The organism is Thermus sp. (genome assembly GCF_037444525.1).
GTDB lineage: Bacteria > Deinococcota > Deinococci > Deinococcales > Thermaceae > Thermus.
Window position 1 is genome coordinate 26,529 of record NZ_JBBIMD010000012.1, and the last position, 15,874, is coordinate 42,402.

Genomic DNA, 15,874 nt, shown 5'->3' on the forward strand with positions numbered 1-15,874 from the left:
CGATATGAAGAGTGAACCGCTTTCCTACTTGGGTAAGGACGACGGACCTTGGCGCATCTTCACGGAGCAGGTGGACCGGGTGGTCCCCTACCTGGGGCGGCTTGCCCCCTTGGCGGAAAGCCTCAAAAGGCCCAAGCGCATCCTGGTGGTGGACGTGCCCATCCACCTAGACGATGGCACCGTGGCCTACTTTGAGGGCTACCGGGTGCACCACAACACCGCCCGGGGCCCTGCCAAGGGCGGGGTGCGCTACCATCCCCAGGTCACCCTTTCCGAGGTCATGGCCCTGGCGGCCTGGATGACCATCAAAAACGCCGCGGTGGGCCTGCCCTACGGGGGGGGCAAGGGGGGGATCCGGGTGGACCCCAAGAAGCTCTCTGTAAGGGAGCTTGAGCGCCTGACCCGCCGCTACACCTCCGAGATCGGCATCCTCCTGGGCCCAGACCGGGACATCCCTGCCCCCGACGTGAACACGGGGGAGCGGGAAATGGCCTGGATGATGGACACCTTCTCCATGAACGTGGGCCGCACCGTGCCCGGGGTGGTCACGGGGAAGCCCATCGCCTTAGGGGGTTCCCTAGGCCGGAAGGATGCCACCGGCCGGGGGGTTTTCGTCACCGCCGCCGCGGCCGCGGCCAAGATCGGCCTCTCCATTGAGGGGAGCCGGGTGGCCATCCAGGGCTTCGGCAACGTGGGCAACGCCGCGGCCCGCGTCTTCCACGACCATGGGGCCAAGGTGGTGGCCGTCCAGGACGCCACGGGCACGGTCTACCGTGAGGAGGGGATAGACCCCTATGACCTCCTCCGCCACGTGGCCGAGACCGGGGGGGTGCGGGGCTACCCCAAGGCCGAGCCCCTCCCCAACCCGGAGTTTTGGGCCCTGCCTGTGGAGTTCCTCGTCCCCGCGGCCCTCGAGGCCCAGATCACCGAGCAGAACGCCTGGCGCATCCAGGCCAAGATCATCGCGGAAGGGGCCAACGGCCCCACCACCCCCGCCGCGGACGACATCCTCCAGGAAAAAGGGGTGCTGGTGGTGCCCGACGTCATCGCCAACGCGGGTGGGGTCACGGTGAGCTACTTTGAGTGGGTGCAGGACTTCAACTCCTACTTCTGGACGGAGGAGGAGATCAACGCCCGGCTGGAAAAGGTCCTGCGGAATGCCTTTGAGGCGGTGTGGCAGGTGGCGGAGGAGAAGAAGATCCCCTTGCGCACCGCCGCCTACGTGGTGGCCGCCACCCGGGTCCTGGAGGCCCGGGCCCTTCGGGGGCTTTACCCTTAAGATGCGCCCGGACTGGCCCCGCTTTGGCCGCGTGACCCTGAAGCCCATGGCCGAGGGGCTTTCGGAGGAGGAGTGGCGGGGCCTTTACGAGACCTTCCGCGACCCCGAGGTGGCGGAGTGGAACGGCGCAAGCCCTTTGCGGAGCCCCTTTTGGCTCTTCAAGCGCTTTGTCCTGGCGGAAAACCGCCGCCAGGACCGCCGGGCCTTCGTCATCCTGGACGAGGGGGGGGCCTACGTGGGCACCCTCGAGCTCTACAACCTCACCCCGGAGGAGGCCACCTTGGGCATCCTCCTCAGGCGGGACCGGTGGGGCCAGGGCTACGGCACGGAGGCGGTGCGGGCGGCCTTGGCCTACGCCTTTGGCCCTTTGGGGCTTAAGCGGGTGCGCCTCCGCACCTTTGCCCACAACCTGCGGGCCCGTCGGGCTTTTGAGAAGGCGGGCTTCCGGGAGGTGGGGGAAAGCCCCGGGCCCCGGGGCCACCGGGACGTGCACATGGAGGTGCGGCGTGAGGATTTTAGCCCCGAGGCTTAGGGAAGAGGTTTTCGCCCTCCTCCCTGAAGGGGTGGAGGTGCACTTCCTGGACGAGCCCTGGCCTAGGGGGGCGGACCTCTTCATCCCCCCCTTTGGCCAGGCGGAGACCGTGCGGCGGGTGCTGGAGGGGGTGGAGGTGCGGGTGGTCCAGACCCTCTCCGCGGGGGTGGACTGGATCCTGCCCCTTCTCCCTCCGGGGGTGACCCTCTGCGATGGCTCAGGGATCCACGACGTTCCCGTGGCCGAGTGGGTGGTCATGGCCCTGCTCGCCCTCCTCAAGGACCTCCCGGGCTTTTTGGAAGCCCAAAGGCAAAAGCGCTGGGCCCCGAGGCGGCTTTCCGACCTCGAGGGCAAGACCGTCCTCCTTCTGGGCTACGGCGCCATTGGCCGGGCGGTGGAGGAGAGGCTTCGGCCCTTCGGGGTGGAGGTCCTCCCCGTGGCCAAGCACGCCCGGCCCGGGGTCTACACCCCCAAGGACCTCCCCCACCTCCTCCCCCAGGCGGACGCGGTGGTCCTCCTCCTCCCCCTCACCCCCGAGACGCGGAAGGTGGTGGACCGGGCTTTCCTGGAGAGGATGAAGCCGGGGGCCCTCCTGGTGAACGCGGGCCGGGGCGGGCTGGTGGACACCGAGGCCCTTTTGGAAGCCCTGGAAGCGGGCCGGGTGCGGGCCGCCCTGGACGTCACGGACCCCGAGCCCCTCCCCGAGGGCCACCCCCTTTGGGCCAAGGCCCACCTCCTCACCCCCCACGTGGCCGGGTTTTCCGAGGGCTTTACCCGCCGGGCGGCCCGGTTTTTGGCCGAGCAGGTGGGGCGCTACCTCCGGGGGGAGCCCCTTCTCAACGTGGTGCGGGAGGGGTACTGATGGTGGTGATCCTGTGGTGGTGATCCTGCACGGGGACCTGCGGCGGTTTGGGGAGCGCCTCGAGGTGGAGGCCAAAACCCCCAAGGAGGCCCTGGAGAGGCTCGGCATCCCCCTGGAGGAGGTTTGGCTACTGGCGGTGGGGGATAGGCCCGTGGAGCTTTTAGAGGAGGTGGAAGGCCCCCTCGAGGTCTACCCCCCGGTGGCGGGGGGTGGTATACTTTTCTTCCTGCCCTGAGGCAGGCGGCGCACAAGGGGGGAGCCGGACGCCCACCCCGCGTAGAAAGGAGCGAAGATGGACAAGAAAACCCTCCTCTCTACGCCCGTGGAGCCCATTGACATCAAGGCCTTTGACGCTGGGCCCATCCTCGAGGCCATGGGCAAGACGGCCTTCCAGGCCAGGAACCTCCACCGCGCGGCGGAGATCTACCTCAAGATGCTCCAGGACGACTGCGCGGTCATCCTCACCCTGGCGGGGAGCCTGGTCTCGGCGGGCCAGGGCCTCATCGTCCACGACCTCATCCGCAAGGGGCTGGTGGATGCCATCGTGGCCACAGGGGCCAACATCGTGGACCAGGACTTCTTTGAGGCCCTGGGCCACCGCCACTACCAGGGGGACCCCAAGGCCGACGACGAGACCCTAAGAAGGCTCTGGGTTGACCGCATCTACGACACCTACATTGACGAGGCCGAGCTCCGCCACACGGACTACACCATCGCCGAGATCGCCGACACCCTCCCGCCCCGCCCCTACTCCAGCCGCGAGTTCATCTGGCACATGGGCCGCTATCTGGCCGAGCGGGGCCTGGGGGAAAGGAGCATCGTCCGGGCGGCCTACGAGGAGGGGGTGCCCATCTTCGTCCCCGCCTTCTCCGACTCCTCCGCGGGCTTCGGCCTGGTCTACCACCAGGTGAGAAACCCGGGGGCCCACGTGACCATAGACTCCGTGGCCGACTTCCGCGAGCTCACGGAGATCAAGCTCAAGGCGGGCACCACCGGCCTGGTGATGCTGGGGGGCGGGGTGCCCAAGAACTTCGCCCAGGACATCGTGGTGGCGGCGGAGGTCCTAGGCCACCAGGTGGAGATGCACAAGTACGCCATCCAGATCACCGTGGCTGACGAGCGGGACGGGGGGCTTTCCGGCTCCACCCTCTCCGAGGCCCAAAGCTGGGGCAAGGTGGACGCGGCCCTTTCCCAGATGGTCTTCGCCGAGGCCACCCTGGCCTTCCCCCTTCTCGCCTCCTACGTCTACCACCGGGCCCCGGCGCGGGCCAAGCGGCGCTACGCCGACCTCTTTTCCCTAGAAGTTCCCGCTTAAGGTCCTAAGGCCCCCGGGGGGTGGCGGCCCCCCCGGGGAGTTTGCTAGACTCTTCGGCAAATGCCCGAGGAATTGCGCGCGTACCTAAGGGAGCGTTTTTTCGTCCAGGGGCCCCTTTCCCCCGGGCGGTTTGAAGCGGAGCTTGCCAAGCGGGTGGGAAGCCCGGCCAAACGGGCCCCCCTGCTTAAGGCCTGGCGGGCCTACCTGGCCGGGGGCGGGCGGGAGGCGGTGCGAAGTTTTTACCAAGAGGTTCTAAAGGTCCCCAAGGGAGAGGCCCTGGTCTACGGGATGCACCTCCCCTTTCTGGAGTTTTACGCCCAGGCGGTGCCGGAAAGGGTGGAAGGGCGGGTTTTGGAGGTGGGGCCCTTCACCGGGGCCCTGGTGGGCTACCTGGAGCGGAAGCGGCCCGACCTCTCCTGGCACGTCCTCGAGGGGGTGGAGGAGGCCTACCGCCTGGGGCGGGAGCGGGTGCCGGAGGTGGTCTGGCATTTGGGCTGGGCCGAGGAGGCGGAGCTTCCCCCCTTTGACACCCTACTTCTCCTTTCCGTCTTCCCAGAGGGGTACCTGGGGGAAATAGAGGGCCGGCTGGAGCCCCAAGCGTTTTGGGAGCGCTTCCGGTTCTTCCCCCGCATGGCTGCCCTGGCCCGCCTCCTCCGCCCCGGAGGGCTTCTCGTGTACGGGCACGGGCCCTTCCTGGGCAAGTGCCCCGAGGGGGTAGAGGAGGGCCTTAAGCGGTTGGGCTTTTACGGGGTGGAGCGGGTGGGGGAGGGGGAGTACGTCTTGGTGCTGGCCCGCAGGCCCGAAGCCCTAACCCTCCAGGCGGAGGAGGCGGTGCGCCCCCAGGTGGCGGAGGAGGGGGTGCCCGTCCTGGCCTCCGGCCCTTACCCCGTGGAGGAGGCCCGGGCCCTTTTGGAGGCGGGCCGGTACGCGGAGGTCCTGACCCTCCTCCCCGAGGACCCTCCTCCGGGGGACCCCAAGGGCCGGGAGGCCCTTTACCTCCGGGGCCGGGCCCTCTTCGCCCTCTCCCGCTTTGCGGAGGCGGAGGAGGCCCTCCGCGAGGCCCTTTCCGAGGAGGCGGAGGACTACAGGGCCTTGGCCTTGGTGGAGCTTGGGGACTACCAGAAGGCCCTTCCCCGCCTCGAGGCCCTGGCGGCGCGGGGGGGACGGTACCGGCTCTACTTGGGCCGGGCCTATCTGGGCCTGGGGCGCTACGCGGACGCCCTAAGGCAGTTCGTGGAGTCCGGCCTCCCCGAAGCGGAACTCTACATCCAAGACACCCTGGAGCGCATCGCCGAGAGGATGCGCCGCTTTGCCCGGGAAGGGGAGTGGAGCGAGGTGAGCCGCCGGGCGGAGTTCGTGGAAGACCTGGCCCCTAGGCTCCTCACCCGGGAGATCCTACGCCTGGGGCTTAAGGCGGCCCTCCTCCAGGGGCTTTTCGCCCGGGCGGAGCGCTACGCCCGCCGCCTGGCCGACCTGGACGAGCCCGAGGGCTTCCTGGGCCTGGCCCTCGCCGCCCTCCGGGTGAGGAGCCCCGTGGAGCTTCGGGGCCAGGAGGACCTTAAGGGGGTGGAGCCCTACCTCACGGAGGCCCTGGCCCGGGCGGAGACCCCGGAGGCCCTCCTTCTCCTCGGGATGCTGCGGGAGCGGGAAGGGCGCTACCGGGAGGCCCTCTATCTCCTGGAAAAGGCCGCGAGCCGGGGGGAGGGGGAGGTGGCGGGCCTGGCCTACCACCACCTGGCCCAGGTGAAAAGGGCCCTGAGGCGCCCCCTGAAGGAGGTCCTGGGGGACCATAAGCGGGCCCATGCCCTAAGGGCCTACCCTGCCCCCTTTCTCTTCCGCCTGGCCCAGGAGGCCCTGGAAGGAGGGGAGGAGGTGTTGGCGCGGGAGCTCCTCTCCCGGGCCCGGGACGCGGGGCTTGGGGAGGTGGAGGCGGAAGACCTTTTGGGGCTTTTGGACCTGTTGGAGCGCCTCGAGGGCCCTTGGGCCGCCTTCAGCGTCCTCTACGGGGCCCTGGCCAAGACCCCTCACCCCCCCTTGGCGCTTCTCGCCCTGGCCTACCGGCTTTCCCGCTCCTTCCGGGAAAGCCTCGAGGCCGAGGCGGTGCGGGGCCAGTACCTGGCCGCCCTCTATGGGGAGGGGCGGCTTGGGGAGGCGGAGGCTTTGCTCCTCTCCGAGCTCCAAAGCCGCCCCCAGGCCCTGGAGGTCCTCTTTGACCTGGCGGAGCTTTACGAGCGCAAAGGGGCCTGGGCCAAGGCGGCGGAGGCCTGGCAGAAGGCCCTGGAGGTGGCCTTCTACCGGGAGAAGGACCTGGAGCTTGCCCGGGAGATCCTGAAAAACCTCCTTTTCCTAAAGCCCCAGGACGAGAGCCTGGCCCTCTATCTGGAGGAGCTTAAGGCGGTGGGGGAAGGCCTGAAGGCCCTAGGGGAGGAGGCCCGCCCCCTGCCCGAGACCCCGGGGGAGCTTCTGGAGGAGGACCTTCCCCGCTTCCACGGGGAGCACCTCCTGGTGGTGGGGGGGCACACCCAGCTCCGAAGCCGCCTCCTTCCCTTTTTGGAGGGGCGGGGGCTAAGGGTGGACTGGTTTGACGCAGACAGCGTGGGGGTGGGGCGGGAGGCCTTAAGGCGCATCCAAAGCCGCCTGGAAAGGGCCCACGGCCTCATGATCGTCTCCAGCTACGTGGGCCACGACCTCTCCGAGCCGGTGCGGGCCCAGGCGGAGGCCTTGGGGGTGCCGGTCTACATTATCCCCGGGCGGGCCCGGGGGGTAACGGGGTTCTTACGGGCCCTCAAGGACTTCGCCCCCGAGATCTTCAAGCGGGCCCTTAAGGGGGTACAGTAGGGGCATGGAGCTCGGTTTTTCTCCCTGCCCCAACGACACCTTCATCTTCTACGCCCTGGTGCATGGCCGGGTCCCAAGCCCCGTGCCGGTGGAGCCCGTTTTGGAGGACGTGGAGACCCTAAACCGCTGGGCCTTTGAGGGGCGGCTTCCCCTCACCAAGCTCTCCTACGCGGCCTTCGGCCGGGTGCGGGACCGGTACGTGGCCTTGAGGAGCGGGGGGGCTTTGGGCCGGGGGGTGGGGCCCCTTTTGGTGGCCAAGGGGCCCCTGCGGGGCCTAAGGGGGGTGCGGGTGGCCATCCCCGGGCGGAACACCACCGCCTTCCTGCTCCTTTCCCTGTATGGAGAGGGGTTTGAGCCGGTGGAGGTCCGCTACGACCGTATCCTTCCCCTAGTGGCGGAAGGGTCGGTGGAGGCGGGGCTCATCATCCACGAAAGCCGCTTCACCTACCCCCAGTACGGCCTCACCCAGGTGGTGGACCTGGGGGCCTGGTGGGAAGGGGAGACGGGCCTGCCCCTTCCCTTGGGCGCCATCCTGGCCCGGCGGGACCTGGGGGAGGACCTCATCCGGGCCCTGGACCTCGCGGTGCGGGCCAGCCTGGAGTACGCCTGGGCCCACCGGGAGGAAACCCTTCCCTACCTCAGGGCCCACGCCCAGGAGCTTTCCGAGGAGGTCATCTGGGCCCACGTGGACACCTACGTGAACCCCTTCAGCCTAGACGTGGGGGGGGAAGGGGAGGAGGCGGTGCGGCGCTTCTTCCAGGAGGCGGAGGCCCGGGGGCTTCTCCCCTCCTCCCCCCACCCCCCCTTCCTATAGAAGATCGGATATGTTCCAGGGTTTGGGCCTCGAGGCCAGGCGGGAGGCGGCCCGGGTCTTCCAGCCCCTTCGGGTGCGCCGGGGGGAGGTCCTCTACCGGGAGGGGGACCTTGCGGACGGGGTCTACCTGGTGCGCCAAGGCCTGGTCTGGCTCCACGCCGAGGCGGAGGGGGAGGGCCTCACCCTGGCCCTGCTGGGCCCGGGGGATCTCTTCGGGGAGGAGGCCCTGGTGGGGGGGCTGCGCCGGGGGCTTTCCGCCCAGGCCCTGGCCTACACCGAGCTCCTCTTCGGGGAGAGGAGGGCGGTGGAGGCCCTAAGGGCCCGCTTCCCCGAGGTGGGGGCTTTCCTCCTGGAGGGCCTCTACCGGCGCCTTAAGGCCGCGGAGGGCCGGCTTTTGGAGCGCCGCTTCCCCGTGGCCCAGCGCCTCGCCCGCCTCCTCCTGCAGCTTGGGGGAGAAGGAGAGGTCTTCTTCTCCCACCAGGACCTGGCCCGCATGGTGGGGGCCACGCGGGAGACGGTGACCAAGCTCCTGGGGGAGTGGGCCTTGGCGGGGATTCTGGACCTGGGCTACCGCCGGCTGGAGATCAAGGACCGGGAGGCCCTTGCCCGGATGGCGGAAGCGCTATAAGGTTTGTAGCATGCAGGACCTCGCCGCCCGCCTCGGCCTGCCCTCGGGGGAGGAGGCCCTCCGGGCCCGCCTGGGGCGGAAGGGCCACCCCGATCTCCTCCCCGCCCTTTCCGCCTACCTCCGCCGCCTGGGGGCGCCCCCTCCGGTCCTCGAGGCCCTGGAGGGGCTAAAGCAGGGCGCGGTGGTGGCGGGCCAGCAGGCGGGGCTTTTGGGGGGGCCTGCCCTCACCTTCTACAAGGCCCACACCGCCCTACGCCTGGCCGAGGGAGCGGGGGGCGCCGCGGTCTTCTGGATCGCCTCCCAGGACCACGATGTGGAGGAGGTGCGCCACCTCCATCTCCTAAGGGAGGAGCGTCTGGAGACCCTCTCCCTCCCCCTGCCCCCTCTCCCTGCGGGGCGCATCCCCCTAGGTCCTTACCGGGAGGACCTTAGGGCCTTCCTGGGCCCTTGGGCGGGGGAGGAACGGGTGGCCTGGGCCCTGGAGGCCGGGACCCTTTCCGAGTTCTTTGCCCGGGTCCTTTTGGCCTTTCTAGGGGAGCGGGGCCTCATCCCCTTTGACCCCATGGCCCCGGAGCTCGCCCCCCTTTTCCTCCCCGCCCTGGAGCGGGAGCTGGAGGACCCCTTGGGGAGCGCCCTGGCCATCAACCGGGAGGCGGAGCGCCTCAAGGCCCTTGGAGAAAAGCCCGCCCTCATGCGCAAGCCCGGGGCCACCAACCTCTTCCTGGAGACCGACGCCCGCCGCCTCCTCTTCTACCAGGGGGGCCTCTTCACCGATGGGGTGCGCACCTACACCCCAAAGGCCCTCCTGGAGATGGCCCGCCAGGACCCCACCCGCCTTACCCCCGCCGCGGGGCTTAGGCCCATTTTCCAGGACCTGGTCCTTCCCACTGCGGGGTTCGTGGTGGGGCCCAACGAGCTCCGCTACGTGGCCGAGCTTTCTGGGGTGTACGCCCTCCATGGCCTTCCCATGCCCGCCCTTTTCCTAAGGCTCAAGGCCCTGGTGCTGGAGCCCCCAGTGGCCCGCATCCTGGGAAAGTACGGCCTGGACCCTTGGGTCTTTTTGGAGGAGGGGGAGGAAGCCTTCTTGAGGGCGGTGGGGGGGCGCCTTCAGGCCTTTGCCCGCTTTGAGGAGCACCTCCGCCACCTCCTCCAGGAGGCCGAGGCCCTGGCGGGGGAGGCGGAGGGGCTGGACCCCAGCCTAAGGCGCCCCCTCCTCCGCTTCCGGGCCCGCCTTGGGGGGGAGGGGGAGCGGCTTCTCCGGAAGGCCCTCAGGGCCAGGCTCCAAGGGGACGGGGTGCTTTGGCGGCACCTGGAGCGGCTTAAGCTCCACCTTCTCCCCCTAGGCCTTCCCCAGGAGCGGGTTTTTCCCTTTGTTCAGTACGCCCTCCGCCACCCCGTGGCCCTAAAGCGCCTGAAGGAGGCCCCGGCCCTGGGGCGGGCCCTCCTTTACCTCTAGGGCCTGGGCGGGGTAGGCTAAACCCAAGGTCTATGAAGCGCCTCCTCCCCCTTCTCCTTCTCCTATCCTGGGCCTTGGCCCAGGGCCTTCCCTTGAGGGTCCTCCTCCGGGAATTCCCCTTGGGGCAGGCCTTCCGCCTGGACCTACCCGAGGGGCGGGCCTTCGCCCGGGGGACGGAGGAGGGCGTGGTGGTGGACGGAAGGCATTACGCCACCTTTGCCCACCCTGGCCCCACCTTTGCCCTGGAGGGCGTGCCCTATCGGGGAGGGGTTCTTCTCCTGATCCAGGGGGCAAGGGTCCTGGCGGTGAACGTGGTGGACCTGGAGGACTACCTCCTCGGGGTCCTCCCCGCGGAGATGCCCCCCTCCTTTCCCCTCGAGGCCCTGAAGGCCCAGGCGGTCCTGGCGCGCACCTTCGCGGTGAACCGCCTAAGCCCCTCCGCCCCCTACGACCTCTGCGCCACCGAGGCCTGCCAGGTCTACCGGGGCCTTGCCGTGGAAACCCCCAGGCACAAGGAGGCGGTCTTCGCCACCCGGGGCCTGGTGGTGAGCTATGGGGGGAAGGCCATCTCCGCCCTGTACCATGCGGACTCCGGGGGCATGACCGCGGGGAGCGAGGAGGTCTTCCAAAAGGCCCTCCCCTACCTCCGCCCGCGACAAGACCCCTTTTCCGAGGGGCCAAGGAGCCGCTGGACGGTGGATCTCACCCCGGAGAGGGTGGCGGCCGCCCTGCGGGCCTATGGCTTTTCCCCCCGTTCCGAGGAGCCCCCGGAGGTGCTGGCCCGCACCCCCTCGGGGCGGGTGGGGGGCCTCTCCGCCATGGGGGTGGTGGTGGAAGGCCCCCTGGCCCAGAAGGTGGTGCGGGCCATGGGCCTCCCCTCGGCCATGGTGGCTTTTGAGGGGTGGCGCGCTGTCGGCCGCGGGGCGGGCCACGGGGTGGGGCTGAGCCAGTGGGGGGCCAAGGGCATGGCCGAGCGGGGCTTTGAGTTTCGGGAGATCTTAGGCCACTACTTCCCCGGGACCTTCCTCTCCGACCTGGTGGTCCGGGCCGCCCTCCCCTGATGCTCCTCCCTTCCCCCCTAGGCCCCCTTTGGTTGGAGACCACCCCCTTGGGGGTGCGCCGTCTGGCGCCCGCCATTTTCCCCGAGGGCCGGGAAGCGGAAGGCCCTCTGGCGGAAAAGGTGGCGGAGGTGGTGGCTCGCTACTTTGGGGGAGAGCGGCCCGATTTCCTGGACCTCCCCCTGGACTACACCGGCTTTAGCCCGGCTCGGGTGGCGGTGTACGAGTGGACCCGGCGCATCCCCTACGGCAAGACGGAAAGCTACGGGGCCGTGGCCCGGGCCCTGGGCCTTGCCCCCAGGGCCGTGGGGGCGGCCCTTTGGGCCTCGCCCTTTTTCCTCTTGGTCCCCGCCCACCGGGTGATCCACGCGGACGGAAGGCTTGGGGGCTTTGCCGGGCAGGAAGGGCTTAAGGCCTGGCTCCTCCGCTTTGAGGGTGCCCTTTAGGCTTCCTGCCAGACCGCCAAGGAAAAGGGGGGAAGCTCGGGGCCGCAAAGCCTTCCCCCTTGGGGAAAGCAGACCGCCTCCGAGAGGAGGTCCACCGCCTTCCCGCCCCGGGGGAAGTGGCCGTGGAGGGGGAAGTCTTGGAGGAAAGGCCTTTCCGTGGCGTTCACCACCACCAGATAGGGCCCCCGGGCGAAGGCCAGGTGGCCGTCCTGGGCGTAGATCCGGGCGTAGGGGGTGGTTTTCAGGAGGGGGTGGGCCTTCCTGAGGGCGGCTATGCGCCGCACCGTCTCCCGGATCTCCCCCTTCCACCGGGCCTCGTCCCACACCATCCCCGCCCGGTTCTCGGGGTCTGGGCCCCCTTCCATGCCGATCTCCTCCCCGTAGTAGACCGTGGGGTTTCCGGGGAGGAGAAAGAGGAGGGCGAGGGCCAGCCTGGCCCGGGCCACATCCCCCCGGAGGAGGGTGAGGAGGCGGGGGGTATCGTGGGAGGTGAGAAGGTTCATCTGGGCGGTGACCGCCTCCCAGGGGTAGCGGCGGAAGAGGTCCTCGAGGCGGCGGCTGAAGGAAAGGGCCTGGAGGGGCTCTATCCGCCCAAGCCCCGAGCGGGCGGCAAGCTCCTGGTCCAGGGCCTCCCCCCCCACGAAGCCCAACACCGCCCGGGCCAAGGGGTAGTTCATGGTGGCGTCAAAGAGGTCCCCCTTTAGCCAAAGGTCGGCCTCCTCCCAGATCTCCCCCACCAGGTAGGCCTCGGGGTTCGCCCCCTTGACCCGCCTGCGGAAGGCCCGCCAAAACTCCAGGTCGCCGATCTCGTTGGGCACGTCCAGCCGCCAGCCGTCCACCCCAAAGCGGATCCAGTGCTCGGCCACCCTGAGGAGGTAGGCCCGCACCTCGGGGGTTTCCACCTTGAGCTTGGGGAGTTCCGGGTTCCCCCACCAGGCCTCGTAGTTGGGGTGGGGGGTATAGGCGTTTAGGGGAAAGCCCTTCACGTGGTACCAATCCCGGTAGGGGCTTTCTGGCCCGTTTTCCAGGAGGTGCTGGAAGGCGAAGAAGCCCCGGCCCGTGTGGTTGAAGACCCCGTCCAGGATGACCCGGACCCCGTGGGCGTGGGCCACCTCCAGGAGGTGCCTTAGGGCGGCGTTTCCCCCCAGGAGGGGGTCTACCTGGAAGTAGTCCACGGTGTGGTAGCGGTGGTTGGCGGTGGAGAGGAAGATGGGGTTCAGGTAGATGGCCTCCACGCCCAGGTCTAAGAGGTAGGGGAGCTTCTCCGCCACCCCATAGAGCGTCCCCCCCTTGAATCCCCTCAAGGTGGGGGGCGCTTCCCAAGGCTCCAGGGGCCCCGCGGGGGCGGGTTGCCCAGGGGGCCCCGAGCGGAAGAAGCGGTCGGGGAAGATCTGGTAGAAAAACGCGCCCTGATACCAGCTCACGCCCCCAAGCCTACCACGGGAAGAGGGTGCCCAGATCACAAAAATCCTTGCCCCCAAAGAGGGGGGTCTGGTATCCTCCCGGGGTGAAGGGTATGCGGGGCCGCCTCTTTGTCATGACCGGGGCCAGTGGGGTGGGTAAGGGGACGGTGCGGGCCAAGGTGCTGGAGCGCACCCGCCTCTTCTACTCCATCTCCATGACCACCCGCCTCCCCCGCCCAGGGGAGCGGCACGGGGTGGACTACTACTTCGTGGACCGGCCCACCTTTGAGCGCCTCATCGCCGAGGACGGCTTCCTGGAGTACGCGGAGTACGTGGGCCACCTCTACGGCACCCCCAAGGCCCCCGTGGAGCGGGCCCTTGCTCGAGGGGAGGATGTCCTCCTGGAGATTGAGGTCCAGGGGGCCTTGCAGGTGAAGGAGAGGGTACCGGAGGCCATCCTCATCTTCCTCCTCCCCCCCTCTCTCTCCGAGCTCAAAAGGCGCCTGGTCCTAAGGGGTCAGGACGCCCCGGAGAAGATCGCCCAGCGCCTGGCCCGGGCGGAGGAGGAGATCCGGAATGCCCACCGCTTTGACTACGTGGTGGTGAACGACGTGCTGGAAAACGCGGTGGGGGAGTTTTTGGCCATCCTCACCGCGGAGAGGCGCAAGACCCCCAGGATGGGGGCCTACCTGGAACAGGCCCTGAGCAAAGACCCCTTGTTGGAAGAGGAACTGGACGAGATCCTAAGGAGGAACCATGGCGGAACCGGGCATTGACCAGCTTTTTGGCATGGTGGATTCCAAGTACCGGCTCACGGTGGTGGTGGCCAAAAGGGCCCAGCAGCTTCTGCGCTACCGCTTCAAGAACACCGTGCTCCCCCCTGAGGAAAGGCCCAAGATGCGCACCCTGGAAGGGGTCTTTGACGATCCCAACCCCGTGACCTGGGCCATGAAGGAGCTCCTCACGGGCCGGCTGGTCTTCGGGGAGGGCCTTGTGGACGAGGACCGGCTCCAGAAGGAGCTGGACAAGCTCTACCCCCTGGAGGCGGAAGGGGCCTAGCATGGCCCGGGTCCTGGTGGCCGTCACCGGGGGGGTGGCCGCCATAAAGGTCCCCCACCTCCTCCGCCTCCTGAAGCGGGCGGGGCACGAGGTGCGGGTTCTCGCCACCCCTAGGGCCCTGGAGTTCGTTACCCCCCTTTCCCTGGCGGTGGCCGCGGGGGGGGAGGTGGCCACGGAGGAGGCCTGGTTCCGCCCCGACGGGCGGGCCCTCCACATTGAGCTGGCCCGCTTCGCCGACCTTCTCCTGGTGGCCCCGGCCACCGCGGATGCCATGGCCAAGGCCGCGCTAGGCATGGCGGACGACCTCCTCTCCGCTACCCTCCTCGCGGGGGCCAGGCGGGTGGCCTGGGCCCCGGCCATGAACGAGGCCATGTGGCTTGCCCCCCAGACCCAGGGGCACGTGGAGCGGCTTAAGGCCCTGGGGCACGCCTTCTTCGGCCCGGCCCACGGGCCTTTGGCTGCGGAAGGGGAGGGGGAGGGGTGGGGGCGGATGCTGGAGCCCGAGGAGATCTTGGAAAGGGTCCATGCTATCCTTACCCCCAAGGACCTCGAGGGCCTCCGGCTTCTGGTCTCCGCCGGCCCCACCCGGGAGTACCTGGACCCGGTGCGCTTCATCTCCAACCCTTCCTCCGGCCGCATGGGCTACGCCCTCGCCGAGGCCGCCCGGGACCGGGGGGCGGAGGTGGTCCTGGTCTCGGGGCCCACCTGCCTTCCCGATCCTTGGGGGGTGGAGGTGGTGCGGGTGGAAAGCGCCTTGGAGATGCGCGCGGCCATCCTGGAGCGCTACCCCCGCTTTCAGGCGGTGGTCATGGCCGCGGCGGTGGCCGACTACCGCCCGGCGGAGGTCCACCGGGACAAAGAGCCCAAGACGGGAGAGGAGAAGACCCTTCGCCTTCTCCCCAACCCCGACATCCTGAAGGAGCTCGGCCAGCGCAAGGAAAACCGGGTGCTGGTGGGCTTCGCCATGGAGACCCGGGAGGGGCTGCAGCGGGCCAAGGAAAAGCTTCTGCGTAAGAACCTGGACCTCATCGCCCTGAACTACGTGGGGCGGGAGGGGGTGGGGTTCGGCGCGGAGGAGAACGAGGTGGTCCTCCTGAGCCGGAAGGGCGAAGTGGAGGAGCTTCCCCGCCTGCCCAAGCGGGAGGTGGCCCACCGCATTCTGGACCGGATTAAACTCTTCTGGAAGGAATATGGCCATGCGCAGTAGGGCAGAGCGGCTTCGCGCCATCCAGGAAATCGTCAGCAAAGAGGAGATCAGCACCCAAAAGGAGCTGGTGGAAAAGCTCCGCCAACGGGGGTTTGAGGTGACCCAGGCCACGGTGAGCCGGGACATCGCCCGGCTCCACCTGGTGCGGGTGGCCCTGGGGAAGGGGCGGCACAAGTACGCCCTGGCCCCCTTGGAGTTGCAGGAGGATGTGTACGAGGAGCTCAAGCGCCGCTTCAAGGAGTTTGTGCGGGACGTGGACCGAGGGGGGAACATCCTGGTGGTGAAGACCCTCGAGGGCCACGCCTCCGGCGTCGCCTTCCTCCTGGACCGCCTGCGCCGGGACGACCTGGTGGGCACCCTGGCGGGGGACGACACCATCCTGGTGGTGGCCCGGGACGAGAAGGCGGCGGAGGCGCTGGAAGAGGAGCTCGGGGGGCTTTTGGTCTAACCCGGCGGACCCTTTCCCGAGGAGGCATGGAGTTTCTGGTCAAGTCCTTTGTAACCCTCTTTGTGGTCATGGACCCCGTGGGGCTGGTGCCCGTCTTCCTGGCCCTGGCGGGGCACTACCCCCCGGAAAGGCAGGCCCGGATTGCCCGCAAGGCGGTGCTGGTGGCGGGGGGGCTTCTGGTCTTCTTCTTTTTCTTCGGGCGGGGGCTTCTCGGGTATTTGGGCATCAGCTTTGACGCCCTCAAGGTGGCGGGTGGGCTTCTCCTCTTCAAGATCGCCACGGAGATGGTCTTTGGCCACCACGAGCGGGAGACGGAGGAGGAGGCCCGGGAGGCCCTCTCCCGGGCGGACATCTCCGTCTTTCCCCTGGCCATCCCCCTCATCGCCGGCCCTGGGGCCCTGGCCAGCCTCCTCATCCTGGGGGCGGAGGCCAGGGGGGTGCCCTTTGGGGCCTTTTCTGTCCTCCTCACCGCTTTTTTCGTCCTTCTCCTGGCCTACCTTTTCCTCCGGGGGGCATTGGTGGTGCGCCG

17 protein-coding genes are annotated in these 15,874 nt (G+C 69.0%); 16 read left to right on the forward strand and 1 reads right to left on the reverse strand.

The window, feature by feature from the left end:
* The first annotated feature begins 4 nt into the window (after window positions 1-4).
* From WKI94_RS03180 to WKI94_RS03230, 11 genes are read left to right on the forward strand one after another with little or no spacing between them, the layout of a single operon-like run.
* Window positions 5-1,279 carry a Glu/Leu/Phe/Val dehydrogenase gene (locus WKI94_RS03180; protein WP_337844330.1) on the forward strand — a complete coding sequence of 425 codons (1,275 nt, stop codon included), beginning with the start codon at window positions 5-7 and terminating at the stop codon, window positions 1,277-1,279.
* Between the two features lies 1 nt (window position 1,280).
* A complete protein-coding gene (locus WKI94_RS03185) occupies window positions 1,281-1,811 on the forward strand; it encodes a GNAT family N-acetyltransferase (protein ID WP_337844331.1) in 531 nt (176 codons plus the stop codon).
* Window positions 1,786-2,673: a 2-hydroxyacid dehydrogenase gene (locus WKI94_RS03190; protein ID WP_337844332.1), complete on the forward strand. Its 888-nt coding sequence runs from the start codon at window positions 1,786-1,788 to the stop codon at window positions 2,671-2,673. Before WKI94_RS03185 ends, WKI94_RS03190 begins: the two co-directional genes overlap by 26 nt.
* A 13-nt stretch (window positions 2,674-2,686) precedes the next feature.
* Complete coding sequence (locus WKI94_RS03195; RefSeq protein ID WP_337844333.1) at window positions 2,687-2,908, forward strand: hypothetical protein; 222 nt, start codon at window positions 2,687-2,689, stop codon at window positions 2,906-2,908.
* Between the two features lie 57 nt (window positions 2,909-2,965).
* The gene (locus WKI94_RS03200) at window positions 2,966-3,988 is read left to right on the forward strand and encodes a deoxyhypusine synthase (protein WP_337844334.1); all 1,023 of its coding nucleotides are present in this window, start codon (window positions 2,966-2,968) and stop codon (window positions 3,986-3,988) included.
* 60 nt (window positions 3,989-4,048) lie between these two features.
* Window positions 4,049-6,826, forward strand: a complete 2,778-nt coding sequence (locus WKI94_RS03205) for a tetratricopeptide repeat protein (RefSeq protein ID WP_337844335.1) — start codon at window positions 4,049-4,051, stop codon at window positions 6,824-6,826.
* Window positions 6,827-6,830: 4 nt separating this feature from the next.
* Window positions 6,831-7,640: a 1,4-dihydroxy-6-naphthoate synthase gene (locus tag WKI94_RS03210; RefSeq protein ID WP_337844336.1), complete on the forward strand. Its 810-nt coding sequence runs from the start codon at window positions 6,831-6,833 to the stop codon at window positions 7,638-7,640.
* 10 nt (window positions 7,641-7,650) lie between these two features.
* Window positions 7,651-8,268, forward strand: coding sequence for a Crp/Fnr family transcriptional regulator (locus tag WKI94_RS03215; protein WP_337844337.1), 618 nt, complete (start codon window positions 7,651-7,653; stop codon window positions 8,266-8,268).
* Between the two features lie 10 nt (window positions 8,269-8,278).
* The gene (gene bshC / locus WKI94_RS03220; RefSeq protein WP_337844338.1) at window positions 8,279-9,724 is read left to right on the forward strand and encodes a bacillithiol biosynthesis cysteine-adding enzyme BshC; all 1,446 of its coding nucleotides are present in this window, start codon (window positions 8,279-8,281) and stop codon (window positions 9,722-9,724) included.
* 32 nt (window positions 9,725-9,756) lie between these two features.
* Window positions 9,757-10,785 carry a SpoIID/LytB domain-containing protein gene (locus WKI94_RS03225; protein WP_337844339.1) on the forward strand — a complete coding sequence of 343 codons (1,029 nt, stop codon included), beginning with the start codon at window positions 9,757-9,759 and terminating at the stop codon, window positions 10,783-10,785.
* Window positions 10,785-11,228 (forward strand): methylated-DNA--[protein]-cysteine S-methyltransferase, encoded by a 444-nt coding sequence (locus WKI94_RS03230; protein ID WP_337844340.1) that lies wholly within the window; start codon window positions 10,785-10,787, stop codon window positions 11,226-11,228. Before WKI94_RS03225 ends, WKI94_RS03230 begins: the two co-directional genes overlap by 1 nt.
* Here the strand turns inward: WKI94_RS03230 and WKI94_RS03235 are convergent.
* On the reverse strand, window positions 11,225-12,652 hold the full coding sequence (locus tag WKI94_RS03235; RefSeq protein WP_337844341.1) for a glycoside hydrolase family 13 protein: 1,428 nt from the start codon (window positions 12,650-12,652) through the stop codon (window positions 11,225-11,227). The genes WKI94_RS03230 and WKI94_RS03235 overlap by 4 nt on opposite strands.
* 92 nt (window positions 12,653-12,744) lie before the next feature.
* On the opposite strand from WKI94_RS03235, the gene gmk reads away from it, so the two are divergent.
* The 5 genes from gmk to WKI94_RS03260 form a co-directional block, all read left to right on the forward strand.
* Window positions 12,745-13,407, forward strand: coding sequence for a guanylate kinase (gene gmk, locus WKI94_RS03240; RefSeq protein ID WP_337844342.1), 663 nt, complete (start codon window positions 12,745-12,747; stop codon window positions 13,405-13,407).
* Window positions 13,388-13,690, forward strand: a complete 303-nt coding sequence (gene rpoZ / locus WKI94_RS03245) for a DNA-directed RNA polymerase subunit omega (RefSeq protein ID WP_337844343.1) — start codon at window positions 13,388-13,390, stop codon at window positions 13,688-13,690. The genes gmk and rpoZ overlap by 20 nt, the downstream gene beginning before the upstream one ends.
* Before the next feature lies 1 nt (window position 13,691).
* Window positions 13,692-14,897: a bifunctional phosphopantothenoylcysteine decarboxylase/phosphopantothenate--cysteine ligase CoaBC gene (gene coaBC, locus WKI94_RS03250; protein ID WP_337844344.1), complete on the forward strand. Its 1,206-nt coding sequence runs from the start codon at window positions 13,692-13,694 to the stop codon at window positions 14,895-14,897.
* Entirely contained in the window at window positions 14,887-15,345 is a 459-nt protein-coding gene (gene argR, locus WKI94_RS03255; protein WP_337844347.1) for an arginine repressor, read from the forward strand. The genes coaBC and argR overlap by 11 nt, the downstream gene beginning before the upstream one ends.
* A gap of 26 nt (window positions 15,346-15,371) precedes the next feature.
* On the forward strand, window positions 15,372-15,874 hold a 503-nt coding region (locus tag WKI94_RS03260), incomplete at its 3' end, for a MarC family protein (protein ID WP_337844345.1).